The sequence below is a fragment of the Affinundibacterium danionis genome (assembly GCF_042432465.1).
Lineage (GTDB): Bacteria > Pseudomonadota > Gammaproteobacteria > Burkholderiales > Burkholderiaceae_D > Undibacterium > Undibacterium danionis.
In genome coordinates this window covers 277766-302048 of sequence record NZ_JBHLXJ010000016.1, presented here as the reverse complement: position 1 = coordinate 302048, position 24283 = coordinate 277766, and the positions used below count along the sequence as shown (strand labels likewise).

The window sequence follows — 24283 nt, the reverse complement described above, 5'->3', positions numbered from 1 at the left end:
GATGAATTAGCTAGCGCATAAAAAAGGCGAACTGAAAATTTTCTCAGCCCGCCTTGCTTACTAACTTGCTTAGCGCTCGTTAGTGATTGATGATTACTTCACGCTGTTCAACTTAATGCCTGTGACATCCGCCGTCAAATAGCCGACTGCTGCACCAAAACGATCTTTGTAATTAGCGCGAACTAATGGATCTAAAGTCGCTTGAACTTTGCCGTGCAAAGAAGAGCTCCAATCACCTGGATGTTGGAAATTGCTGGTGATGTAAGTCCAACCATTCAAATCATCGACGACATGCAAACCAGTCGCTTCTGCGCCAGAAGGCATGGACATCAAACGTGACAATACTTTGGTGTCGACGTTGTAGGCCCACAAGAAGTTGTTGACGTGGTAGCCACTGTCTTCACCGATAAACAAGGTGCGCAGTTTTTCAGAGAATTTTAAATTGTCTGGATTGCCGATTTTGTCGGGATTGGCCAAGTTGCCTAAAGCGTCGGCAGCAATATCTTCACCTAACAATAAAGCTTTAGTTAATGTCGGTACCCATTCACTATTGATCGCAGTACCGCTGGTATCAGTTTGACCGCCGCCCAAAGTATGTGCCATGACGCCGCCGGCGACCAATGCCTTGTCTAAAGAAATACCGCTTTCTGCGTTCCAACCTTTGGCATTATCTTTGACCATGGAATCGACCATGTTTTGTAAGGCGGAATAGGCGACTTTATCTTTGATATTGACCGTTGTGCCTTCCATTTTTGTGAAGCCCATACTGCCACCTTTCAGGTAAGCATAGCGGTGGGTTTCGAGGAAAGCAGCGGCTTTTTCCATGCCAGGTTTAACTTTGATCCAGTTGGCTTTGCCACCCACCCAAATCTTAGTGAAGCTAGGATCTGCTGGTACTGGTTCAGCTTTCAAGATCGTCATGATGTCGGTAGGCTTGATGGTGTTTGCCATGGTCTCGATTTCGGCGCTGGTCGCGGAACCGAGTTTGATCCAAGTTAATTTGGCACCAGCAGCAGCGGTATCTAAGGAGAAACCCGCGCCCACTTTAGCAACGTATAAAGTACCAGAGGACAAGTCTTTTTCTTTGTCCGCAACGAACAAGAACAGGCCGCTATTGGTTGCATCGTCACCCATCAGAACCGTGCGATTATCTGGCATGACTTGCACTAACTCGTGTGAAATACGACCTAAGCAATAGTGTTTTTTGATCGTGCCGGTACCATCAGGATTCACCGTGACTTCTGGCAAATGACCATAGTGATATGGATTAGCTTTGGTTTCGTCGCCGAAAGTGTTTTTACTAAATGCTTTAAATTGCGCGTCAGTAGAAACGAATTGTGCATCGGGTTCGTATTCCTCTGAAGACAAATGCGTACCCCATGGTGACAAGCTAGAGCCGCAAGTGATCCACAAGCCATTGGCTTTCGAGGTATCCACGTTGTGGTATTTGACCAGACTCAATTTACCTGTGGTTTGATCTTGATCCAAGGTCAATACCGCGATTGGTGATGGCAATTGGCCATAAGTGTCGGCGAGTGCTTGATTACGTGTAGTGTATTCAAACTGTACCACCGCGAAGACTGCTTTACCTTTGATGCCGCTAACGGTAGGGCTAGGCAGAGACAATAAAGACGTGCCATCCGGTGAGTCGGAGAAGAATTGACGTTCTTTGCCTGCTACCGATGTGTCCATAATCGGTTTGTTATTGATGTCATAGTAACCGCCGGCCAGAATTTTTCCGCCTTTACCATCGTCCACCATATCGCCTGTGATGAAGAAGGTTTGATAAGCCAGTTTGTATTCTTTTTCGCTCTTGTCGCTTAAGCTGATTTTTAATGTGGAGCCGACCGTGGTGGTCGCCATCGCAGCAGGATTGCTTAAGCTTGGTGCTGCCATCGCGCCGAATACCGCAGAAACAAAAGTAGGTGCTGGTGTTTGTGATGTGTCGCTGTTATTACTGCTGCCGCCACAGCCCGTCAGCATCGTAGCGATAGAAGCAGAACCCAAAGGTAACATGGGAACGCCAGCTAAAAATTTAAGTGCCTGGCGACGGCCAGCGTGGACTTGATTTGACATAGTTTCTATTCCAAAAAATGCGGTCATTGGGAAAAAGCTTGAGCGTCGGGAAAGACCAATTGCCGTAAAAAATGCGGCGACTCTTCAAGCACTCAGCCCGCGGAGTATAGAAAGCAAATATGACAAAAGAATGAAACTGAGGACTACTTCGAAAGCGCCTTTTTGACATCATGGCGTCACAAATTTATGTTTCAAATAGTGCTGCTATATTCGGAAAAAAATATTCGAAAACAAAAAAAAGAGCCTGCACAAAAAATCATGCAGGCCCAAACCGGTACTACTCACTTAGTCTTGCTGAGGAAGTGGTGCTAACTCAGTTCGACTTTACCAACAAAACATGAAATCACTAGGCCGCCACCTTCGCTTTCTTGCCACTGATGGCATAGAAGGCTTTCATCACCAAACGGAAGATTAAGCGTACAAATGTTAAGGTTAACACTGCTTCGATCAGGGTCACGATTAAGGCTAATACTTGGTTGTAACGATCAGAACGGCGGCCTAATTTGGCCATCATGCGATCACGAGCAATCTCGATGCTATCGTAGAAACTTGGTACCACTAACAAGGTCAAGATAGTAGAAGTAATCGTGCCGCCGATGATGGCGATAGCCAGTGGGCGATAGAATTCACCACCTTCACCGAGGCCCAAAGCGACTGGAATCATACCGGCGATCAACGCGAAAGTCGTCATCAAGATAGGGCGCAGACGGACACGACCTGCATGCATCAACGCGTCTTCTCGATTCATGCCCGCTTTTTCTTCCTTACGCGCCGCGTCGAGTAACAGAATCGCATTTTTCGCGACCAGCCCCATCAACATAATAATGCCAATAAAACTCATCAGATTGATGGTACTGCCTGTCACCATCAAAGCAATCACAACGCCGATCAAAGATAAAGGTAAGGACAACATCACCGCCAAAGGCGCAGTAAAGGAGCCAAACTGCATGACCAAAATCAAGTACATCAAACCAATCCCTGAGATCAAAGCGATTAACATTTCTGTGAACAGTTCATCCTGATCTTGACCAGCGCCTGCCAAAGACAAACCATAGCCCGGTGGGTAGTTGAAGGATTTGGCTAAGTCCATCGCATCTTTCGTTACTTCACCATTAGAGCGACCTTGTGCATTAGCAGAAACCGTAATCGTACGTTTGCCATTGCTATGTTCAATACTGGACGGACCTTTACCCATACTGACAGTAGCGATTTGATCTAAAGGAATCATTTCGTTCGTGCCAGACACGGCGATGGGTAGGCGTTCGATGTTTTCTTTGCTGACGCGATCTGCTGGATGCAGACGAACTGCCACATCACGTGTTTCACCTGTAGGATCAACCCAGTCACCGACTTCGATACCGGCAAATGCGACACGTAAAGCCTGTGCTGCGTCATTGACCGAAATACCCATAGAGTTCGCCAGACCACGATTCATTTCTATCTTCAATTCTTTTTTCGGATCTTGTTCAGACAAACCGATATCAACCGCGCCAGGTACTTTACGTAATTGCTCCATGTAGGCGTTGGTGATTTCCATCAATTTGCGTGAATCTGGGCCGGTGAATTCGATTTGAATCGGTTTGCGCGCTCCATTATTCAAATCATCTAACACCACGTATTCGGCGCCGACCAATTGTTTGATCTTTTCACGCAGTTCGACCGCGATTTCTTTGGCGCTACGCTTACGGGTATTTTTCTTACCAATGTCGACGTAGATACGGCCACCTGCTGCATTGATATTGCTATTGGTTTCTTTGACCTCGGCAATGGTGCGAGCTACGGCTGCGGCTCTCTCCATTTTGAGGCGCGCATATTCGACTGAAGAAGAAGCTGGCGTGCGCACTTCTATCATCAGGTTGCCCGAGTCTGCGGTCGGTAAGAAACTAGTGCCACCGAACTTTGCTTGCAGTGCGAGTGCGCCGACAAAAGTCAGTAAGGCAATGGCGCCCATCCAGCGACGATGATGTAAAGCCCATGCAATCACGTGACCATAACGATCTGCCTGACGATCAAACCAATCATTAAAACGTGCCAAGACTTTACTCAAACCTTTTTTCGGTGCCGTGTGATGATCGGCTGGATCACCCCAATAGGCAGACAACATAGGATCGAGTGTGAACGAGATACCGAGACTGACCAAGACGGAACAAGTCACCGTCAAAGCAAACGGGCGGAACCATTCGCCAGAGATACCAGGCATAAATGCGACAGGAATAAACACCGCAATAATGGAGAAAGTCGTCGCGGCGACTGCCAAACCAATTTCTGCCGTACCTTCTAAAGCCGCAGTGCGACGATCAGAACCATTTTGCATATGACGCACAATGTTTTCGCGTACTACAATCGCATCATCAATCAAGACCCCAATCGCTAATGACAAGCCGAGCAAAGTCATGAAATTTAAAGTAAAGCCGCATAACCAGACTGCGATGAATGCGGCAATCACTGAGGTTGGCAAACTTAAGGCTGTGATCAAAGTCGAACGCCATGAATTCAAGAAAGCGTAGACCACGAAGATCGTCAATACGGCACCGAAAATCAAGGATTCGATCACATTGTTCAAACTATTTTGTGCATCTTTACCACCGTCGCGCGTCACTTCCAATTTGGTGCCGGGATGATCTTTGGCGAGGTCTTTGTTGATTTCTTCTACGGCTTTCACCACGTTTTTCGCCACGCTAACGGTACTGGCTTCACGTGAACGAGTGACTTGAATCCCGACATTCGGTTTGCCACTGCGTATGCTCAAGCCATTGATGTCCGCAAAACCGTCTTCGATGGTGGCAACTTGACCGAGGCGCACAATTTGGTCGCCACGACGTTTCACCACAATGTTTTGGAATTCAGCTGGGCTTTCGATACGACCTACTAAGCGTATGCTTTCTTCTTCCAAATCACCACGTACTTTACCGACTGGTGCATTGGTGTTTTGGCTGCGTAATGCCGAGACGACTTCACCCGCAGATACATTAAATTCACGTAATTTTTCAGCGCGCAATAAGACGGACAATTCACGACGTAAGGCACCGTTCACGTTCACAGTGGCGACGCCTGCAATGCCACGCAAACGAGTTGCTAAGGTGTCCTCCGCCAGACGCGAGATTTCTGCATGGGTTTGGCTACTAGAAGACAAAGCCAGATTGAGAATAGGCTGAGTCGATGGGTCGAAGCGTTGCACGATAGGCTCGCGCATTTCGGTCGGTAATTTGTAGCGTACTGAAGAAATGACGTTGCGGACTTCCTCTGCCGCTTCAATCATATTTTTCTTGAAGGAGAAACGCATCTCAAAACCGGCACTGCCTTCGTTTGAATACGAATACACCTCATCGACGCCAGACACGCTTTGCAGCGATTTTTCTAAGCGGTTGACGATTTCGCGTTCTACCGTATCGGGTGAAGCTCCAGGATACGGAATACTCACGAACAGACCCGGAATTTCGACATCGGGATTTTGATTGACGCGCAGCTTACTCATGGCGAGTAAGCCCATCGCCATCATCGCAATAATCAGAACGATAGTGGCAATTGGCCGTTTAATACTAAAGTCGGAGAGAAACATGATTAGTTCCCCATCGCGAGCTTAGTGCCGCTTAAATCTTTATTCAACGCTGTCTTGGTGTTTAAAGTGGTCGCCATTTCGACTGCCTGACCTTCTTTAAAGCTGGAACTAGGGTTGCGCATGATGATATCGCCAGCGACTACACCGCTGCGCACTTCGTAATTGCCAGTGCGGACATCACGGCTGCCCAGAGCCAATTCAACTTTATTTAAACTCTTGCCTTTCACGCGCCAGGCGTACGTTTTATCGCCAGATTTGACCAAGGCGCCTTCTGGCAGCATTAAGGCTGAGACGGTTTCTGCTTCTATGTTTCCTTCTGCATATAAGCCGGAGACACGTGGTTGTTTGCTATCGGCAAAGGCGACCAAAACTTCAACTTGGCGCGTCACGTCATTGGCCGCAGGATCAACCCGAGTGACCTTGCCGCGGAATTCTTGACCGGCATAGCCATTGATACGGAAGCTGACGTTTTGACCGGGTTTGACCATGCCGATTTTGTCTGCCGAGACACGGCCTGCAAAGCGCATGCTATTAGGATCAATTACTTTGACTAATTCTTTGCCTGCCAAGGCAGTGTCGCCAGGGGAGACTTTGCGTTCGCTGATGATGCCATCAAATGGCGCGCGCACGATGGTGCGTTGCAGTTGTTGTTGAGCTGATGCGGCACGTGCTTTGGCGGCCGAGACTTCGCTTTGTGCCGTATTGCGGCGGACTTCGGCATCGTCCAAGGCTTGCATAGACGTCATGCCTGAAGCGCGTAAAGTTTTCAGACGTTGTAGATTACGATCGGCCTGATCTAATGCTAATGCGGCATTGCGCGCTGCATCGTTCGCAGAATTTAAGTTGTCGCGGATAGAGGTTTCATCCAGACGTACGATCACGTCGCCACGTTTGACTGCTTCGCCATTTTCTTTCAAGACTTGCAGTACGACAGTCGATACCTCGGCACGTAAATCGGCTTTGCGTTCTGGTTGAATAGAACCGATCACCACAGGACCAGAGGCTAATGCATTATTTTGCAGGTTCAATACGTCTTCATTGGCGATGATCAGTTTTTCTGGACCTGTGTTCGCCGCATTCTTAGCGACAGTAGCAGAGGCACTCGCGCTGGCTGACGCGCTCGATTTTGCATCAGGGGCTGAGTTATTGCATGCGCTGAGCGCCGAAGCGATGGCTAGTACAAGAATTGTTTTACGTAACATGATGGGTACCTACTGAGGTAAGGGGTGGATTCGCGATAGTGAGTATTCCGCAGCGGGGGTGCTAATTCAAGATGCAAAGTAGTCAAGCGCCGATTTGCAGGGATGAAATGCAAAAAAGCCGGAGTGAAATGAAATACGGCTTCAGCTAGCGTTTTTGACTTCATGCGTTTTCGATAATGGAAGCGGGGTCTGTATATGTAGGGCAATTGCATGAAGCAGATCAAAAAAACAAACCTCTCACCACAGAGACACAGAGCCACCGAGAAAAACAGGAGAAGTCCGCTAAAACTAGGTCAATAATGTACTCCTCTCGCTTTTTCTCTACATCTCTGGTCGCAGCTTGCTGCTTACCTGTGTTGAGAGGTTTTAGCCTTATTCCTTCATACAATCGCCCTGTCCGTACATGCTGCCCCCTCGATGCTGCTATGTGCTGCGTGTTATGATCTAGCTCTCCATTTGGGTGCACTAACTGAGTACACTTTTTCAACCATTTTTCAACTCTCTCGCTATGACCGAACCGTCTCCATTAACACCAACAACGATTAGCTACCGTCAGGCCGTGAAACAAGACGCCGACTATATTGCGAAAATGGTCAACAGCGCCTATCGCGGCGATTCTAGTCGCACAGGCTGGACGACTGAAGCTGACTTACTCACCGGCACCCGCATTGATGCCGAAGAAGTCTGCAATTTATTAGAAGCCGATAACTCGGTGATCTTGTTGTGTTTGCAAAACGAACAAATCATAGGCTGTGTGCATTTAGAAAAAACCTTAGAGGCCGCTTACCTAGGCCTATTTGTCGTGAAACCTGGTTTGCAAGGCGGCGGCATAGGCAAGCAATTCATGCAAGCGGCCGAGCAATTAGTACAAGATTTATGGGGCGTCAAAAAAATGTGGATGACCGTGATCAGCGTACGCAAAGAATTGATCGCCTACTACGAAAGACGTGGGTATCGCCAGAACGGCAAAATTAAACCTTTTCCAGCCGAAGTCGGTGATGAATTCCGTTTGGTCAAGGATTTGCAGATGGTGGAGATGGAGAAGGTTTTGGGCTGAAGCTTGGTCGCGCGAATCCTGACGGAGTTCAGGTGACCGACTTAAGTAGGTGCGAATAGCGCAGCGTATTCGCACGCCTGCGAAGGTTTTACTAAACCCACAGAGTTTTTGGTGCTGAATTATGGTCTTGGTGTATCCCGCATAAAGTTTTTTATGTTCCAAAAACTAGGTGCTAGCAGTAGACCAACCACAATTAGCAAAGTTTCCCATTGCCGAAACGCTTCGTATTCCTCGAGAGTATGCGCATGCCCGCCTTTGCCACAATAGACATACTTCTCACAAGGTTTGATAGGTGCATCACTAAATTTGACAAAGCCATAAGTCATTATTGCGGCAAACAATAACGACATAATGATTTGATATTTTTTCTTGAATGTCATGGACGTCCTTTTGTCATAGTATTCAATATTTGTTAGGGCTTTTTTGCTTCAATATCCCCCACCCCAACAAACCCCAACCAAGTAAAAACGCCACGCCGCCAATCGGTGTGATCGCGCCTAGCCATCGTATGCCAGTCAGCGCTAATAAATAAAGACTGCCGCTGAATACGATAATCCCGAATAAAAATGTAATACCGATTTTGCTAAGTGCCGTTGTAGGTAACAAACGTTGAGTCAGTGTAACGATCAATAGCAGCCCCAAAGCGTGTGCCATTTGGTATTGCACTGCCGTGTGCCAGATGGCTAGCATGTCAGCACTGAGTATTTTTTTGAGCGCATGCGCACCAAAGGCGCCGCAGGCGATGGCGATAAACATATTGAGTGCGCCGCAGGCGGCTATGTGACGTGCTTGCATAGTAAGTTTGGGAGCTAATGAAGAAGGCGTATCTTATACTGAATCAGCGCTCAGGATCAGCGCACATTTGCTTTGAATTGGGCGATGGAATCGTCCAAAACGACAAGGGCGCAAAAATCAATTTGCGCCCTTGTCGGTACTAGCTGTGCTTGCTGATTACTTTTTACTGACTATTGCAATATTAAGCCGCTTGTTTTGCCTTCGTCATTTTAAATTCCGCCAACAACTTCGCTTCTTTCTCTTTCGCTGCTTTAAAGTGACGTTCTTTGACATGGCCATAGCCGCGAATATCTTCTGGGATGCTGGCGATAGCGACCAGTGTCGAGAGATTGTCGCTGTTTAATTGGGTCAACAATTGGCTGATGGTTTGTTTGTACTCTACTGGCAAGGCGCGTTCCATGCGACGTTCTTCGGTGTAGCCGAAGATGTCGAAAGTGCCGCCACGTAAAGATTTGAAACTGGCTAACAGTCCGAATGCTTTCATCATCCATGGGCCAAATTGCTGCTTGATCAAATGACCTTTGTCGTCACGTTTGGCAAATAGCGGTGGCGCTAAGTGGAAGTTGATCGCATAGTCGCCTTCAAACATGTCGGCAATTTTCTTTTGGAATTTGCCATCGGTGTACAGACGCGCGACTTCGTATTCGTCTTTGTAGGCCATTAATTTAAACAAATACTTCGCCACGGCTTCGGTCAGACGCAAGGCTTTACCTTCGACAACTTTGCTCTCGGCGGCTTTTACTTGTGCCACGAAATCGCTGTACGTTTGTGCATAAGCCGCGTTTTGATAGTCGGTCAAAAATGCCACACGCTTGGCTATCGTATCTTCCAAGCTCGGTGCGCGCTTCAGTTCTATGACGGTCGCCGGCGTGGTCAAACGTTGTACGGCGGCTAAATCATTGGCGGCAACCCGACCCCAGTTAAAGGCTTGTTTATTGAAGTCGATTTGTACGCCATTTAATTCTATAGCGCGCATTAAGGCCGCTTCAGATAAAGGCACCCAGCCTTTTTGCCATGAATAACCGAGCATGAACATATTGGCCGCAATACTGTCGCCCATTAAGGCTGTGGCGATGGTGGTTGCGTCCACCATATCGACGCGATCATTGCCACAGGCTTTGCGAATTTCTGCTTCAGCCGAGCCAGCAGGGAATTGCCAGTTGGGATTCTTGATGAAGGTCGCAGTGGGACTGCTGCTGGCGTTGATCGCGCCTTGGGTGCGGCCTTCGCCCATACGAGAGACCGCATCTTTACCCGCCGTTACGATCAAATCGCAACCGATGACCAAATCTGCCATGCCTGTACCAACGCGGGTGGATTGTATGTCTTCGGCTTTGTCGGCTAAACGTACGTGTGACATTACCGCCCCACCTTTTTGCGCCAAGCCTGTCATGTCCAACACGGAGCAGGATTTGCCTTGCAAATGCGCAGCCATCGCCATAATTTGACCAATGGTGATGACGCCAGTACCGCCGACGCCGGTGACGATGACGCCATACGGTGTTGCTGTACTTGGCAATACGGGGGCGGGTAAGCTTGTCACATCAAAAGCACCACCCGCTTCGATTTTGGCTTTGGCAGGTTTCTTTAATTTGCCGCCTTCAACCGTGACAAAGCTAGGGCAAAAGCCATTCACGCAGGAGTAATCCTTATTGCAGGACGATTGATTGATCTGACGTTTGCGGCCAAATTCGGTTTCTAAAGGCTCTACCGACAAGCAATTTGATTGCACACTGCAATCGCCACAGCCTTCGCAGACGGCTTCGTTGATGACGGCGCGTTTGGCTGGGTCAGGGAAACCGGGCTTGCCGTCTTTGCCGATTTTTTTCCGGCGGCGACGTTTTTCGGAGGCGCAGGTTTGATCGTAAATCATCGCGGAGACGCCTTTGCATTCACGCAATTCGCGCTGTACGGCATCGAGTTCACTACGATGGCGTACGGTAACGCCTGCTGCCCATGGATAGTCAGCTGGATATTTTTCAGGTTCGTCGGTGACTACGATAATCGGCGTCACACCTTCGGCTGCGATCTGACGTGAAATCATCCCCGGATCAAGTGGGCCGTCGAATTCCTGACCGCCGGTCATGGCGACCGCATCGTTAAATAGTATCTTGTAGGTCATATTCACATGACCAGAAACCGCGGCGCGAATTGCTAACAAACCAGAGTGATAGTAAGTACCGTCACCCAGATTTGAGAATACATGCTGCTCGGTCGTGAACGGTGCTGCACCAACCCAAGTCACACCCTCGCCACCCATATGGGTGAAGGTGGTTGATTCTCTATCCATCCAAGTCACCATGTAGTGACAACCGATACCTGCTAAAGCACGACTACCTTCGGGCACTTTGGTGGACGTGTTGTGCGGACAGCCTGAGCAGAAATGCGGAATGCGGTCTTTGTTGGCATCGGGTTTGGAGACAGAATTTAAGGCGGCTTCTTTGGCTTCCAAATAAGCGACTCGTTCTTTCACTTGTTGCTCAACCGGATGTCCGGCGAAGTAGCGGCTGATACGAGATGCAATCGCGCGGGCGATTTGGGCTGGACTCAATTCGTAGGTCGCAGGTAATAGCCATTCACCGTGTCCGCTGCCTTTGATATTGGTCCATTCACCGGTGTCGTCGAATTTACCGACCACGCGTGGTCGCGCTGCCTCTTCCCAGTGGTAGAGCTCTTCTTTTAAGGCGTATTCCAGAATCTGGCGTTTTTCTTCGACCACTAAAATCTCTTCCAACCCGGTTGCAAATTCGCGCACGCCGTCGGATTCTAAAGGCCAAGTCATACCGATTTTGTACAAACGAATGCCGATGTCTTTGGCCACTTGTTCGTCAATACCCAAATCAGCTAAAGCCTGACGCGTATCTAGGTAGGATTTACCCGCCGTGATAATGCCGATCTTGGCAGTTGGGCTATCCCAGATGATTTGATTGAGTTTGTTGGCACGCGCATAGGCTAAGGCGGCATACCATTTGTAGTTATTCATGCGCGTTTCTTGCGCCAATACTGGATCTGGTGTGCGGATATGCACGCCATCAGCAGGTAGGGTGAAATCAGTAGGGATCACGGGCTTCACGCGGTCTGGATCGATGTCCACCACGCAGCCAGATTCAACGATGTCAGTCACGCATTTCATCGAAACCCACAGGCCGGTATAGCGCGACATGGCGATACCGTGTAGGCCGTAGTCTAAATATTCTTGTACGGTTGCTGGGTATAAAACCGGAATACCGCAGGCTTTTAAAATATGTTCGCTTTGATGCGCAGCGGTAGAAGATTTGGCGGCATGATCGTCACCCGCAATCACCAATACACCACCGTGCGGTGAAGTACCAGCCAAGTTCGCATGTTTGAATACGTCACCGCAACGATCTACGCCAGGACCCTTGCCATACCACACGCCGAACACGCCGTCGTATTTGGCACCGGGGAACAGATTGACTTGCTGCGTGCCCCATACCGAAGTCGCGGCTAAGTCTTCATTTACGCCGGGGTGAAAAGTGACGTGGTATTTCGCCAAATGTTTTTTCGCTTTGGCCGCTGTAGTATCGACTGCGCCCAGTGGTGAACCACGATAGCCAGTGAGGAAACCTGCAGTATTTAATCCTGCTTTTTCATCCGCTTGACGTTGCAGCATGGTCAGCCGTATCAAGGCCTGAGTGCCGGTCATAAAGGCACGGCCACGTTCTAGCGTGTATTTATCGTCCAGGGAAATATTGTGGTTGATGGATGTGGCGCTAGTAGCATTATTGCTAGCATCCACTAATGAATTTTGCTCTGCCTTGTTGCTAGGTGAGTTCATGCTGCCTCCGTAGTTATTTTAATTGGCCTAAGTTTGCCTGTGACATGCAACGGATGATTTCAACTTGTGATTGAATCATACGCCGAATGCCTAAAAAATGAGCATCTGACTTCGAATGGAAGCCTATACTTTGCAAGGGCAGCACAGTAACACGGTGTATTTGACGCCCCCATGCACAGTCTTGGCCAAAAAGACCGGTACAGTATGGCTGACAATTGTGTGAAGTGTACTGGTGTTTTAAATAGGTCTAACTCAAGTTTCAGGTATTAAAAAGTTTAATTTTTTTGAGTAGCTAAGAAAAATCTGCGAGAATGAATTAGGATTTTGAAGTGCGCTTTCGAAGCATGATTTTGAATTACGATTTTCGATTTGAGTCGGATTGAGTCGGTTCGAGTCGAAGCCGGTACACAAGCAGCGAGAGCATGGCAGGGAACTCAAGCAGCAGCCTGCTTGTCCACATAGCAGAGGCGATGGTTTGTGCTTTCGCACCTGTATGGACGCACTGCGATACTAGGGGCTTACTAAGATCAATTAAAAAACAGGGGACGGGACGATATGAGGACGACTTCTAATTCACTCGCGCAAACTTTGATGCGACCTGGTTTTTTATTCATGAGCCGCTTTGGTTTGTTGGCAAAGCTGAGCGCTATGCTGGCTGGCGTATTGATACTCTTGATCGTGTTTAGCTGCTTGTTATTTAATCATTACAATGATCAAGCACAAACCGCTGCTTCTGAGGCTCTGGCGTTAAAGGCGCAGTCGCAATCCCAAACCACTACTCCCGCACTTGCCGTAGTGGAGCAAATCAAGCTTTTAGAGACAAAGGCCAGCTATCATCGTCGTATGGCGATCGTGGTCGTTCTATCGACGATTTTCTTATTATTCCTCAATTTTTATCTAAGCTGGTGTTTTTATCGGCACTTACAAAGCGCTATTGGCGATTTGAAAAATGCAGCGCAAGCGGTGGCGTCTGGTGATTTAACCAAAGAGCTAAAAGTCCACGGACGCGATGATTTGGCGCACACCATGCAGGCTATGGATAAAGGTAATTTTAATTTATCCGCCTTAGTGGCTAATGTGCGCACCAATGCCAGTATGGTGGCGGTCTTAGGCGAGGAGTTGTCAGCTGGAATTCGCGATATGGCGCAACGCACAGAACAGCAGGCGACCAGTTTGTTAGACACCTCGCAACGGGTAGATACCCTGAATTTGACGGTCAGAGAAAATGCGGTGAAGGCAAAATCCGTGGACAACTTGGCCTCCAATGTCCGTTCAATAGCGGAAACCGGTAATGAAATCATGCGCTCTGCCGTCGATACCATGCAAGGCATACAAAGCAGTGCATTGAAAGTGCATGAGATCGTTAGCATGATTGATAAGATCGCTTTTCAAACTGATATTCTGGCTTTAAATGCGGCAGTCGAAGCCGCCCACGCAGGTGAGCAAGGTCGTGGATTTGCGGTAGTCGCGAACGAAGTTCGTGGTCTAGCTCAACGCACCGCCGAATCAGCGCGCCAGATCCGGCATTTAATTGATGATTCGGTGCAAAGAGTAGAAACCGGTGTCGAGCAAATTCATCAGGTGAATATAACTTTGAGCGATATCGTTGATGGCATACGTCATCTGGCTGGAGACATTAATGCGATCTCCACCGCGTCTAGTGAACAAAGTCAGGGTTTACTGCAAATTACGCAGGCGGTGCAAGAGTTAGATGAAATCACTAAGAGCAACACCGAAATGGCGGCGCATGCAAAATCGGCCTCTACTGAATTAGAAGCTCGCGCTGCTAAGTTGACGTCGGTTGTCTCCGCATTTCGTTTGCGTCAAGGAACGGCGGATGAAGCGCATGCGCTGGTCAAAAAAGCGATGGCCCTCTTTAAAACGCACGGCATGGGGGTATTAGAGTTAATTACCGTCGATGCGGCTAAGGTTTATGCGGATCGGGATATGTATGTGTTTGCCTTTGATCGGCGTGGTCAATATCGTGCTTTTGCCGGAAATCGCAGTAAGTTATCCGTTAATTTATTCAATGTGCCCGGTTTAGATGGCAAGAAATTGGTTGAAGATGCGTTTGATTTACCAGCCAAGGGCGGTTGGGTTGATTATGCGATTGAAAATCCCTTATTAAATCGTGTCGAATGGAAAACATCCTATATAGAAAGAATTAGCGAGGATATCGTCTTAGGTTGCGGTGTGTATAAATCAGTTTGATCGCTTTGATTATTGATGAACCAATGCTAAAAATTCACTTTTCTGGGCTAATGGCTGTCTTAGTTCTTCTTAATCGCTATGGTTTTTTAGCACTGCCCTACTGCCATGATCGCGTTATAATCTGGGCATGAAACTCAAATTTACCAAGATGCATGGCGCAGGCAATGATTTTATTGTCATAGACGCTATCAACCAATCGATAGACTTCAAGCCTGAGCAATGGCGCGCCCTTGCCGATCGCCGCTTTGGTATTGGTGCGGATCAAATTTTAGTGGTGGAAGCAGCGCCTTCTGCGGATATTGATTTCCGTTATCGTATCTTTAATGCCGATGGTGGTGAAGTTGAACAATGTGGTAACGGCTCACGTGCTTTTGTTCGTTTTGTGATCGACCAAGGTTTAACCCATAAATCAAAAATCCGAGTGCAAACCATGTCTGGCGTGATTGAGCCTGAAGTCGGGGTGGATGGACGAATTACGGTCAATATGGGCGTTCCCGATTTCCATCCTTCGGCATCTGCATTTCAGACGCAAGATTTAAACTCGCATCAAGAAGCATTAGCAACGGTTTGGAGCCTGCCTTTGCCTGGCTCTACAGCTCTAATTACCTGTGTATCTATGGGTAATCCACATGCGGTACAAGTCGTGAAAGATGTAGAGCAATATCCGGTACAGGTCGAAGGCCCACAAATTGAATTGCATCCGCGTTTTGAAAAGCGCGTGAATGCTGGGTTTATGCAAATTAATGATGTTCATCATGTGCAATTACGCGTGTATGAACGTGGTGCTGGCGAGACATTGGCGTGCGGCACGGGGGCTTGCGCGGCAGCCGTTGCTGGCATACGTCGTGGTGTATTGCAGTCACCCGTTGAGGTCAAAATGCATGGTGGCGATTTGCAAATTGCTTGGGCGGGTGAAGGTCAGCCAGTATTCCTTAGCGGCCCAGCCGTGCGTGTGTTTGAAGGCGAAATTGAGATTTAAAGTGGTGCGCCAACATTTTGCTTAGAGCATGGACGTTTTTGATGCGCTTAGCTTTACACTTAGCTTTACAACCCATACAGAATTTAAACATAGTAAAAAATGAATACCAACGATATTGCAGATTATCTAGTCCAGCACCCGCACTTTTTTGAAGAACACGCTGAATTATTGGCGAAGATTAAGCTCACAAGTCCAGTCATGGGGCGTTCGATTTCTTTGCAGGAAAGGCAAATGGAAATCGTTCGGGAAAAACTCAAAGTTTTAGAATTGCGTTTATCGGATTTGATGCGAGTAGCGCAAGAAAACGATGCGATTAGTGCTAAGTTTCAAGCCTGGACTCGTAGCCTGCTCATGGCACGTAATGATGTCGATTTACCGTATATTTTGACGAAAAATTTGCAAGACATATTCAATTTGCCACACGCCACCTTACGTTTGTGGAGCGTGACCGAGGATGTGCAACATACTTGGTTTGCGGTACCCGCCAGTGAAGATGTGCAATTATTTGCCAAAGGTTTGAGTAAACCTTATTGCGGCCAAAATCACGATTTTGAGGCTGCTAGTTGGTTAGAGTCTGATGAGGCAATTACCTCAGTCGCGATGCTGCCGCTGCGTTTGGCGGAAGACGACCTGACTTTCGGACTCTTGATCTTAGGTTCGCCCGATGCCAGTCGTTTTACCAAAGAGATGGCGACCGACTTTTTGACCAAAATCGCCGATACCGCCAGCGCTGCCCTTAGTTGCATGATTGATTGTTGAGTCCATGAGCGCGCAGGATAACGCCAAACAGATTCATACTTATCTGAAGGTGCTGCGTGTACAACGCCAATTGTCTCCTCACACCTTAAGCAGTTATGCGCTGGATTTGGCGGAATTAGTCGATTTTGCCCAAGCGCGTGCTCTATCTAGCTTGAGCTATTTTGATGTCCGTCGCTTTACCTCGCAATTGCATTCTAAGGAATTAAATCCACGCAGCATCGCTCGTAAGTTATCGAGTTGGCGTGGTTTTTATAGTTGGCTGGCAGAGCAAATTGAGATGCCGGCCAATCCGGTCGAGGGCGTCAAAGCTCCCAAAAAAGCCAAAACCTTACCTAAAGCCTTGGGCGCTGATGATGCCGTACATTTGGTCGCGCATCATGGCAGCGATCAGCCAACTGCTTTGGCGAATCGGGCGATGTTTGAATTACTGTACTCCAGCGGTCTGCGGGTTTCAGAATTAGTCGCCTTAGATGTACGTGATTTTAGTGATGCCAGCTACACTAGTTTGGCTTGGGTAGATAGCAGTCAGGGCGAAGTGCATGTGACGGGGAAAGGCAATAAACAAAGAATCGTACCCGTCGGAAAACCGGCTTTAGCGGCTCTGCAAGACTGGTTGGCGGTACGTGGTGGCCTAGTAAAATTAGAGTCGCGCGCTTTGTTTTTGAATGAACGTGGCGCACGCATGTCGGTACGTTCGGTGCAATTACGTCTGAAAGCGCACGCGCAAACGATGGGAATTCCCAGTGATGTGCATCCGCATGTACTGCGCCATTCTTTTGCAACCCATATGTTGCAATCGTCAGGCGATTTGCGCGCCGTCCAAGAGATGTTGGGACATAGCTCAATTGCCGCCACTCAGGTGTACACCGCTTTAGATTTTCAGCATTTGGCCAAGGTGTATGACGCCACTCATCCCCGCGCAAAGAAATAATGGCCTTGTTTTTGCAACTCAATTGCATTTGAGGCATAATGTGGCTTTCTTTGCTTGAGTAGCGCGATGAAGAAGCAGTCAGACCATCTTTCACCGGAACAAGCTAGGCAAGTATCGCCTGCTAGCCAGCCAAATCACAGTATTTTAACTGTGGCGGAAAATAAATTACGGGCAGCACAGTTACGGGTCACTCAAGCTAGATTGGACGTTTTGAGTGTTCTTTTGACGCAGCATCGTGCGATGTCGCATACCGAAATGCAAGATGCTTTGCCACAAATGGATAGAGTCACGCTGTATCGTGCATTAGATTGTTTGGCCGATGCTGGTTTGGCCCATAAAATCACCGGTGATGACAGAGTGTTTCGCTTTAGTACCGGTAGTGAAGACGTGATAGTTGGTGCCTCACTAGAGAGTCTGGTCATCAATCCCGTGCAACATCAGCATGCTCACTTTAAATGCACACGTTGCAGCAAGGTCTTTTGTCTGGAGCAACCTGCTGCCAACGACACTCTTAGCGATCAATTGCAGGTGACCTTGGCGTCCACGGCCTTAAAAGGTTTTCAAAGTCATGACATTGAACTCACTATCAAAGGTTGGTGTGATCGTTGCAATGCACTTTAGGCTGACTACGCAATACTGATTAATTACTGATTTCACGGCAGAATACGATGGCATTAATTCCTACTACCATACTGACTGGCTTTCTCGGCGCTGGTAAAACCACTCTCTTGAATCGCGTTTTGCAAGAGCAACACGGCTATAAAATCGCCGTCATCGAAAACGAATTCGGCCAAGAAAATATTGATAATGAAATTCTGGTACAAGATAGTAACGAACAAATTATCGAGATGAATAACGGCTGTATTTGTTGCACCGTGCGTGGCGATCTGATTGTGGCACTGAATACTTTGACGCAGAGAAGAAATGCGGGTGAATTACACTTTGACCGCATCATTATAGAAACCACAGGCTTAGCCAACCCGGGGCCGGTGGCACAGACCTTTTTTGTCGACGAAGAAGTGGGTTTGCATTACATGCTCGATGCGGTTGTCACCGTGGTTGATGCGAAGCATGCGATGACTCAGCTTGATGAGTATGAAGAAGCGCAGCGGCAAGTCGGTTTTGCGGACAAAATTTTAATCTCCAAAACAGATTTGGTGGATGCTGAAGCATTGGTGGAATTGAAACGTCGTTTGGTAAAAATTAATCCGCGTGCGGCAATTTGTCCTGTTGATTTTGGCAAAGTTGCGATTGCTGAGGTATTGGATTTGAAGGGCTTTAATTTGAATGCCAAATTAGAGCTTGATCCAGATTTCTTGGCTGCTGAGGCGCATGAACATGAACATAAGAACGAACATGAGCATGGGCACCAGCATGACAGTTGTGGTGAGCATTGTGATCATGAGCATGAAGACCATCATCATGCGCATCATAGTGACGATATCGCCGCGTTTGTGTATAAGACGACACGACCATTTAATACCGAAAAATTAGATTATTTTCTAGGTGGATTAGTACAAGTATATGGTCCACGCATGTTAAGGTATAAGGGAGTGTTGTATATGGAACACGCCGATCGTAAAGTTATTTTCCAAGGTGTTCACCAGATCATGGGGACAGATATAGGAGGAAAATGGCAGGACGATGAAAGTAAAGAAAGCAAAATGGTCTTTATTGGTAAAAATTTACCGAAAGAGATTTTTATTCAAGGTTTGGAGCAATGTTTGGTATAAACTAGCGCCCTATTGAATTGAAACCCATGTTATTGCTGTGTCAATTCAATAGATTTGAATGCGGAACAAGCAAATACTATACTTGTCCTTGAGGGGAAGTCGGGCTATAACACTCCAATCAGAAGAGCGTTAATCTCAACTTGCGTATATCAACCTGTTGTATCGAAAGTAAGCGAAGTGGCAACTAAATCATCTAAATCAACTGCACCTGTCAGTGCACCTGCAGCTCTACTCACCGATGAAGAAATCTTGAAAATGGGTGAGAAGGACTATATGAACGACGCGCAACTGGCGTTTTTCAAAGCCCGTCTGCAACAACTTGAAAAAGATTTGCTGAAGAATGCCGACGAAACGACTGAGCATTTGCGTGAAACGGTATTGGTACCAGATCCAGCAGATCGCGCGACCATTGAAGAAGAGCATTCTTTAGAGTTGCGTACCCGTGACCGTGAGCGTAAATTATTGCGCAAAGTGCAGCAATCCATTGCTGCAATCGATGCCGGTGAATACGGTTGGTGCGAAGAAACGGGCGAACCTATTGGCGTTCCGCGTTTAATGGCAAGACCAACTGCGACGCTTTCTTTAGAAGCACAGCAACGTCGCGAATTGAAGCAAAAATTGTACGGGGATTGATTTTTAATCAATCCTTAGACGATTTGGCCGGACTAGATCAATGCGCAGAGATTTCACTGCGCATTTTTTATTGTAGGAGCTTGCAACTTTGTTGCAATACTTTGGTCAAATTGAACTCAGCTGAATTTTACGATCCCGATTTCTATGCATGTGCGCTACTTCAATAATAGACGCTTAAAAGGCATGATCCTGTTATGGGCCATGTTGCTAGTGCTATTGTCGGCGCAGTGGCTAGGGTTTGCCCATCGTATGTCGCATATTAGTACGGTCACAGGCGAGGTGTTGTCGCTGGCATCTGATGGCCATCATTATGTCGGCATACAGAAATTATCGAATACCGCAGACAACAGTCTACATTCTTGTTTATTAGTTGACGCTGCTAGTATCACCGATTGCTTGCAGCATAGTTTTAGCTTAACCGTACCCAAACTTCTGGCGAACGAGTCATCGTATCGCTCACTTCAAATTATCTGGCTGGCTTCTTTACGTCTGCCATTTTTATCGCGTGCTCCTCCTATCCTGAATCTTGCCTAGTTCATTCGCTATTGCCTACTTCAGTTAGAAATGATGATTCAGCTCATTTTCTGACTCTGATGGGCTATTCATGGCGTCAATGAAAAGTACTTATGCATTGCTACCACCTTGCTGTAGCGAGCTTATTCACTAATTACTATTCAATTTTCAGGAATCATCATGTCTTTAAAACGCAGTATTTTGGCATGCGCTGTGTGCGCAGCTTTCGCTCCTATTAGCGCTTTTGCTCAAACATCATCCACTGTTGTTACGGTTTCCGCTAATCCTCTCGGCAAAGACGAGACCATGCAAATTTTGAGTCCGACTAAAGTTTTATCTGGTTCTGAATTGCGTTCAAAAATCGGCAGCTCTTTGGGTGAAACTTTAGGCAGCGAATTGGGTGTGAGTGCATCAGGTTTTGGCGCAGGTGCATCGCGTCCGATTATTCGTGGTTTAGAAGGGCCACGCGTCAAGATTTTGCAAAACGGTATGACGGTGGCAGACGTTTCTGGTTTGTCGAATGACCACGCAGTGGCGAGCGAAACAGCAAGTTCTCAGCAGATAGAAATTTTGCGTGGCCCTGCCGCTTTGTTATACGGCAGTGGTGCGATTGGTGGTTTGGTCAACGTGGTGGATGGACGTATTCCAACTAGTATTAGTAAGCAATTGAACGGCGAAGCAGAAATAAAATATGCCAGCGTTAATGCTGAGAAAAGTGCCTCATTCTTTCTAGATGGATCAGTTGATGATATCGCTTTGCATTTTGATGGTAATCATCGAAATACGGATGACTACAAAATTCCGGGTTATGCCGATGCGTCTGCGCAAAGTGGCATCAAAGATCGCTTGCCGTCTAGCTTTACTCGTGAACGTAGTTTGGGTTTTGGCGCGTCCTTGATTCAGTCTTGGGGACATCTTGGCGCATCTATTCAAGATATGTCGGATAGCTATGGCATCCCCACTGACGAGCGCTCATTTATTGATTTACAACAGACACGTTATGACATTGATGCAGCGGTGTATCGACCGTTTTTGATTTTTGATGCGTTTAAATTCAAGCTGGGAGCAACTGATTATTCCCATACCGAAAAAATGCCGGATGGCACGCCAGTGACTAATTTTAAAAATCGCGCATTGGAAACACGCGCGACCTTATCGCATGCTAATTGGAATGGATGGGAAGGTAGTGTTGGTATTCAAACCGAAAATACCAACTTCTCTGCACTGGCTGCAAGTACTGGACGCGCCGACACGGTGCCAACAACACGTTCTACTTCTAACGCGATCTTTATCGTTGAGCAGAAGAACTTTGGCACCGTGATTGCCAGCGGTGGTGCTCGTTTTGAGAATGTAGAGCGTCAGCCTGAAGCACAATTTCAACTACCGCAACGCAAATTTAATTTACATTCATTCTCGCTCGGTGCCATGTTGCCATTCGGCGATGGCTATGCTTTGGTGAGTAGTTTGTCGTCAGCGCAACGTGCGCCAACCACTGAAGAATTGTATTCCGATGGGCCACATGAATCGACTAAAACTTTCGATATTGGCGACCATCATTTAAAGACCGAGAATTCTAAAAATTTCGAATTTGCCATACAAAAAACTAGTGGTCTGTGGCATGGTAAGGTCAATCTTTTCATTAACAAAGTTAATAATTATGTGTACGGTGAGATCAATGGTTTGCAAGTAAATGAAGAAGGTGAACATGATGTTGAGGGGGAGTTCACGCAACGCTTTTGGAAGCAAGCTGCTGCTACCATCCGTGGTGGCGAAGCCGAGCTTGCTTACAACCAGTTGGGTGAGGGCTTCTCGTTCCGTACGTTTGCGGATACCTCGCGCGGTAGTTTGGATCAGCGTGGCGTATTGCCTTTGCAACCAGCGAATCGTGTTGGCCTAGATTTTGGTTATCGTCACGCGGGATGGCGTAATACGCTCAGCATTTTGCATGCACAACGACAAGATCGTCTGGCCGCTTCAGAAAGTTTTGTTACACCTGCTTTCACTAAAGTTGATGTTAATGTGACTTATACGCATCCTTATATGAACGCCCAACTAACTTGGTTTGCGCAGGTAAAGAATCTGCTCAATCAAGATATTCGCCTCGCTACTTCCGTCTTAAAAGAGAGTGTGCCGCAAGCCATGCGCGGTTTAATTGTTGGTGTGCGAGCCAGTTTCTGATAGAGAGTCTCGATAAAATTGAAGCCTTAGCGTGCGCATTTGATGATGGTAAGACTATTTTATTTCATCATTAAATGTGCATTGAAATGAAATTTTCACATGGGATTTTTTTATGTTTTACAGAAAATGTTACAAGACGTGACAAATTTTATTGATTTAATCTGTCTGAGACCCAGAGTAAATGAGCAAAAAATGTTGAATTCCGTCTATACTAGAAAGCATAGTAAGTTGCACATGAATAAGTATATTTAAGTATTCATGTGTAATGAAATGTAATGATAGAATAATCTTTTTGATAATACGATAGGTTGCTGTGGGGATTTTTAAGCTTTTCGGTAAGAAACCGGTGCGAACGGAGACAAACTCCGAGAAACCTGTTTCCAAGAAAACTCGATCAAGATCGCAAAATACCGTCATTGGCAAAGCCCAAGATGACGATGCTTTGACGCATTCTTTAACCGAAAAGAAGCATATCGCCCGCGCCACAGAACGTAAGATAGACGCGATAGAATTTGAAATGTCGCGCGACATGGGCCGTCCTAAATCGGCACCGCCAAAAGTAGTGGCGGCTGAAGGCTTAAAGCGCACAGAGCCAAATCAATTCCATACTGATTTTATAGCCACGGACTTTCAAAGTACCGTGGCTTTAAGCATGCCTACCACAGAGCTTTTGTTAGGTACAACGGAGATGCACGCTGGTGGCGTTGGACAAATTGAATCAGTTCCTCTGTTAGAAGAAGCTGCGATTTTGTTTGCTACTGGTCAGGTGAAAGTTGCTGAGCACATGTTGAGAAGCGCTATCGATCTGGATAATCTTGGTAATGCGGCGCCTTTAGCTTGGTTTATGTTGTTTGATCTTTATCAGATCGAGCAAAATCAATATGCATTTGAAAGCCTATCGCTCGATTATGCGGGTAAATATGAAACATCACCACCCGTTTGGCATAGCTCCGAAGTTTTGATGGATGATGTTGAAGAGAGTAAGCTCGAAGGCGCCATCCCGACCGTGAGTTTCCCTGCACAATTAGATGGTGAGATTATCAAATTGTTGCAAAAGTTAAATACCTTCAGTGAGAAGAGTAAAGTATTAAAGCTAGATTTTGGACGAGTTAAAACGGTCGACCCAGTTGGTTGTGGTTTATTGCTACGTGCGATGCGTAACCTGAAAAAAACCAAACATGATTTGGTGGTAGTGGCCGCACATAATTTAACCGAGCAAATTCGTTCCATTCTGGAAGTGGGTCGACGTGACGAAACAGAAGCGCCTTGGCTGCTGTTGATGGAAATTCTGCAATTGCTGCAATTGAAAGAAGCCTTCGAAGAGGCGAGTATCGACTATTGTGTGACCTTCGAGGTCTCACCGCCTGCATTTGAGGCTCCCACCAGCAAAGTGACGACGGCTGCTCCAGAAATTGTTGAGGAAGTACCCCAAGAGCAGACGAATCGCTTCATGATGCCAAAAGTGATAGAAGGTAGTACGGAGGCATTGGTCAAAGAAATCACTGAATTTGCTAAGTCCCACGACTTGGTGATTCTTGATTGCTCGCAATTAGAGCGCGTAGAGTTCGGTGCTTCGGCACAACTATTGAATGGTTTGGTACCTATTTCGGGCACCAAAGGAAAATCCATACAATTTAATGAAGTGAACTACTTGGTGATGCATCTGTTTAATGCCATGGGCCTTAAAAACATTGCCGCCATTGTTCCTCGTAAGCAGTCATAATTCTTATCGCCGGGCCGTCTTGCAATCGGCAAAAATCACCCCATTTCTGTACTTCTGAGCGCAACCATCTCGCGGAATGCGACGTTGGTCAAAATGCCACCGTGGCTAAGTACGTCGTTTTACCGTATCAGAGCG

17 protein-coding genes are annotated in these 24283 nt (G+C 47.1%); 11 read left to right on the top strand and 6 right to left on the bottom strand.

Annotated features, from left to right (window positions below):
* Positions 1-93: 93 nt before the first annotated feature.
* The 3 genes from ACFFJH_RS15820 to ACFFJH_RS15810 all read right to left on the bottom strand — a co-directional run bounded on the left by ACFFJH_RS15820 (position 94) and on the right by ACFFJH_RS15810 (position 6837).
* Complete coding sequence (locus tag ACFFJH_RS15820) at positions 94-2076, bottom strand: PhoX family protein (RefSeq protein ID WP_390213899.1); 1983 nt, start codon at positions 2074-2076, stop codon at positions 94-96.
* 346 nt (positions 2077-2422) lie between these two features.
* Positions 2423-5635 carry an efflux RND transporter permease subunit gene (locus tag ACFFJH_RS15815; RefSeq protein WP_390213898.1) on the bottom strand — a complete coding sequence of 1071 codons (3213 nt, stop codon included), beginning with the start codon at positions 5633-5635 and terminating at the stop codon, positions 2423-2425.
* A 2-nt stretch (positions 5636-5637) separates the two neighbouring features.
* Positions 5638-6837, bottom strand: a complete 1200-nt coding sequence (locus ACFFJH_RS15810) for an efflux RND transporter periplasmic adaptor subunit (protein WP_390213897.1) — start codon at positions 6835-6837, stop codon at positions 5638-5640.
* 508 nt (positions 6838-7345) lie between these two features.
* On the opposite strand from ACFFJH_RS15810, the gene ACFFJH_RS15805 reads away from it, so the two are divergent.
* On the top strand, positions 7346-7894 hold the full coding sequence (locus ACFFJH_RS15805; RefSeq protein ID WP_390213896.1) for a GNAT family N-acetyltransferase: 549 nt from the start codon (positions 7346-7348) through the stop codon (positions 7892-7894).
* A 119-nt stretch (positions 7895-8013) separates the two neighbouring features.
* Here the strand turns inward: ACFFJH_RS15805 and ACFFJH_RS15800 are convergent, their stop codons facing one another.
* The 3 genes from ACFFJH_RS15800 to ACFFJH_RS15790 form a co-directional block, all read right to left on the bottom strand.
* A complete protein-coding gene (locus ACFFJH_RS15800; protein ID WP_390213895.1) occupies positions 8014-8274 on the bottom strand; it encodes a hypothetical protein in 261 nt (86 codons plus the stop codon).
* 22 nt (positions 8275-8296) lie between these two features.
* The gene (locus tag ACFFJH_RS15795) at positions 8297-8689 is read right to left on the bottom strand and encodes a DUF423 domain-containing protein (protein ID WP_390213894.1); all 393 of its coding nucleotides are present in this window, start codon (positions 8687-8689) and stop codon (positions 8297-8299) included.
* Positions 8690-8870: 181 nt separating this feature from the next.
* On the bottom strand, positions 8871-12488 hold the full coding sequence (locus tag ACFFJH_RS15790) for an indolepyruvate ferredoxin oxidoreductase family protein (protein ID WP_390213893.1): 3618 nt from the start codon (positions 12486-12488) through the stop codon (positions 8871-8873).
* Positions 12489-13043: 555 nt separating this feature from the next.
* Between ACFFJH_RS15790 and ACFFJH_RS15785 the strand changes: the two genes are divergently transcribed.
* The 10 genes from ACFFJH_RS15785 (at position 13044) to ACFFJH_RS15740 (ending at position 24148) form a co-directional block, all read left to right on the top strand.
* The gene (locus ACFFJH_RS15785) at positions 13044-14699 is read left to right on the top strand and encodes a methyl-accepting chemotaxis protein (RefSeq protein ID WP_390213892.1); all 1656 of its coding nucleotides are present in this window, start codon (positions 13044-13046) and stop codon (positions 14697-14699) included.
* Between the two features lie 127 nt (positions 14700-14826).
* Entirely contained in the window at positions 14827-15678 is an 852-nt protein-coding gene (gene dapF, locus ACFFJH_RS15780) for a diaminopimelate epimerase (RefSeq protein ID WP_390213891.1), read from the top strand.
* A gap of 99 nt (positions 15679-15777) precedes the next feature.
* A complete protein-coding gene (locus tag ACFFJH_RS15775; protein ID WP_390213890.1) occupies positions 15778-16437 on the top strand; it encodes a DUF484 family protein in 660 nt (219 codons plus the stop codon).
* 4 nt (positions 16438-16441) lie between these two features.
* Entirely contained in the window at positions 16442-17368 is a 927-nt protein-coding gene (xerC, locus tag ACFFJH_RS15770) for a tyrosine recombinase XerC (protein ID WP_390213889.1), read from the top strand.
* Positions 17369-17434: 66 nt separating this feature from the next.
* Positions 17435-17989 carry a Fur family transcriptional regulator gene (locus ACFFJH_RS15765; RefSeq protein WP_390213888.1) on the top strand — a complete coding sequence of 185 codons (555 nt, stop codon included), beginning with the start codon at positions 17435-17437 and terminating at the stop codon, positions 17987-17989.
* A gap of 47 nt (positions 17990-18036) precedes the next feature.
* On the top strand, positions 18037-19101 hold the full coding sequence (locus ACFFJH_RS15760) for a CobW family GTP-binding protein (RefSeq protein ID WP_390213887.1): 1065 nt from the start codon (positions 18037-18039) through the stop codon (positions 19099-19101).
* A 177-nt stretch (positions 19102-19278) separates the two neighbouring features.
* Entirely contained in the window at positions 19279-19734 is a 456-nt protein-coding gene (gene dksA, locus ACFFJH_RS15755; RefSeq protein ID WP_390213886.1) for an RNA polymerase-binding protein DksA, read from the top strand.
* Positions 19735-19917: 183 nt separating this feature from the next.
* On the top strand, positions 19918-20268 hold the full coding sequence (locus tag ACFFJH_RS15750; RefSeq protein ID WP_390213885.1) for a hypothetical protein: 351 nt from the start codon (positions 19918-19920) through the stop codon (positions 20266-20268).
* A 159-nt stretch (positions 20269-20427) separates the two neighbouring features.
* On the top strand, positions 20428-22425 hold the full coding sequence (locus ACFFJH_RS15745) for a TonB-dependent receptor (RefSeq protein WP_390213884.1): 1998 nt from the start codon (positions 20428-20430) through the stop codon (positions 22423-22425).
* Between the two features lie 346 nt (positions 22426-22771).
* Positions 22772-24148, top strand: coding sequence for a hypothetical protein (locus ACFFJH_RS15740; RefSeq protein WP_390213883.1), 1377 nt, complete (start codon positions 22772-22774; stop codon positions 24146-24148).
* Positions 24149-24283 lie beyond the last annotated feature (135 nt).

Coding starts and splice junctions, on each gene's coding strand:
- ACFFJH_RS15795 (WP_390213894.1), bottom strand. CDS start 8,689: ATGCAAGCACGTCACATAGCCGCCTGCGGCGCACTCAATATGTTTATC.
- ACFFJH_RS15765 (WP_390213888.1), top strand. CDS start 17,435: ATGAAGAAGCAGTCAGACCATCTTTCACCGGAACAAGCTAGGCAAGTA.
- ACFFJH_RS15815 (WP_390213898.1), bottom strand. CDS start 5,635: ATGTTTCTCTCCGACTTTAGTATTAAACGGCCAATTGCCACTATCGTT.
- ACFFJH_RS15790 (WP_390213893.1), bottom strand. CDS start 12,488: ATGAACTCACCTAGCAACAAGGCAGAGCAAAATTCATTAGTGGATGCT.
- ACFFJH_RS15775 (WP_390213890.1), top strand. CDS start 15,778: ATGAATACCAACGATATTGCAGATTATCTAGTCCAGCACCCGCACTTT.
- ACFFJH_RS15820 (WP_390213899.1), bottom strand. CDS start 2,076: ATGTCAAATCAAGTCCACGCTGGCCGTCGCCAGGCACTTAAATTTTTA.
- ACFFJH_RS15810 (WP_390213897.1), bottom strand. CDS start 6,837: ATGTTACGTAAAACAATTCTTGTACTAGCCATCGCTTCGGCGCTCAGC.
- ACFFJH_RS15750 (WP_390213885.1), top strand. CDS start 19,918: ATGATCCTGTTATGGGCCATGTTGCTAGTGCTATTGTCGGCGCAGTGG.
- xerC (WP_390213889.1), top strand. CDS start 16,442: ATGAGCGCGCAGGATAACGCCAAACAGATTCATACTTATCTGAAGGTG.
- ACFFJH_RS15760 (WP_390213887.1), top strand. CDS start 18,037: ATGGCATTAATTCCTACTACCATACTGACTGGCTTTCTCGGCGCTGGT.
- ACFFJH_RS15805 (WP_390213896.1), top strand. CDS start 7,346: ATGACCGAACCGTCTCCATTAACACCAACAACGATTAGCTACCGTCAG.
- ACFFJH_RS15800 (WP_390213895.1), bottom strand. CDS start 8,274: ATGACATTCAAGAAAAAATATCAAATCATTATGTCGTTATTGTTTGCC.
- ACFFJH_RS15745 (WP_390213884.1), top strand. CDS start 20,428: ATGTCTTTAAAACGCAGTATTTTGGCATGCGCTGTGTGCGCAGCTTTC.
- dapF (WP_390213891.1), top strand. CDS start 14,827: ATGAAACTCAAATTTACCAAGATGCATGGCGCAGGCAATGATTTTATT.
- ACFFJH_RS15785 (WP_390213892.1), top strand. CDS start 13,044: ATGAGGACGACTTCTAATTCACTCGCGCAAACTTTGATGCGACCTGGT.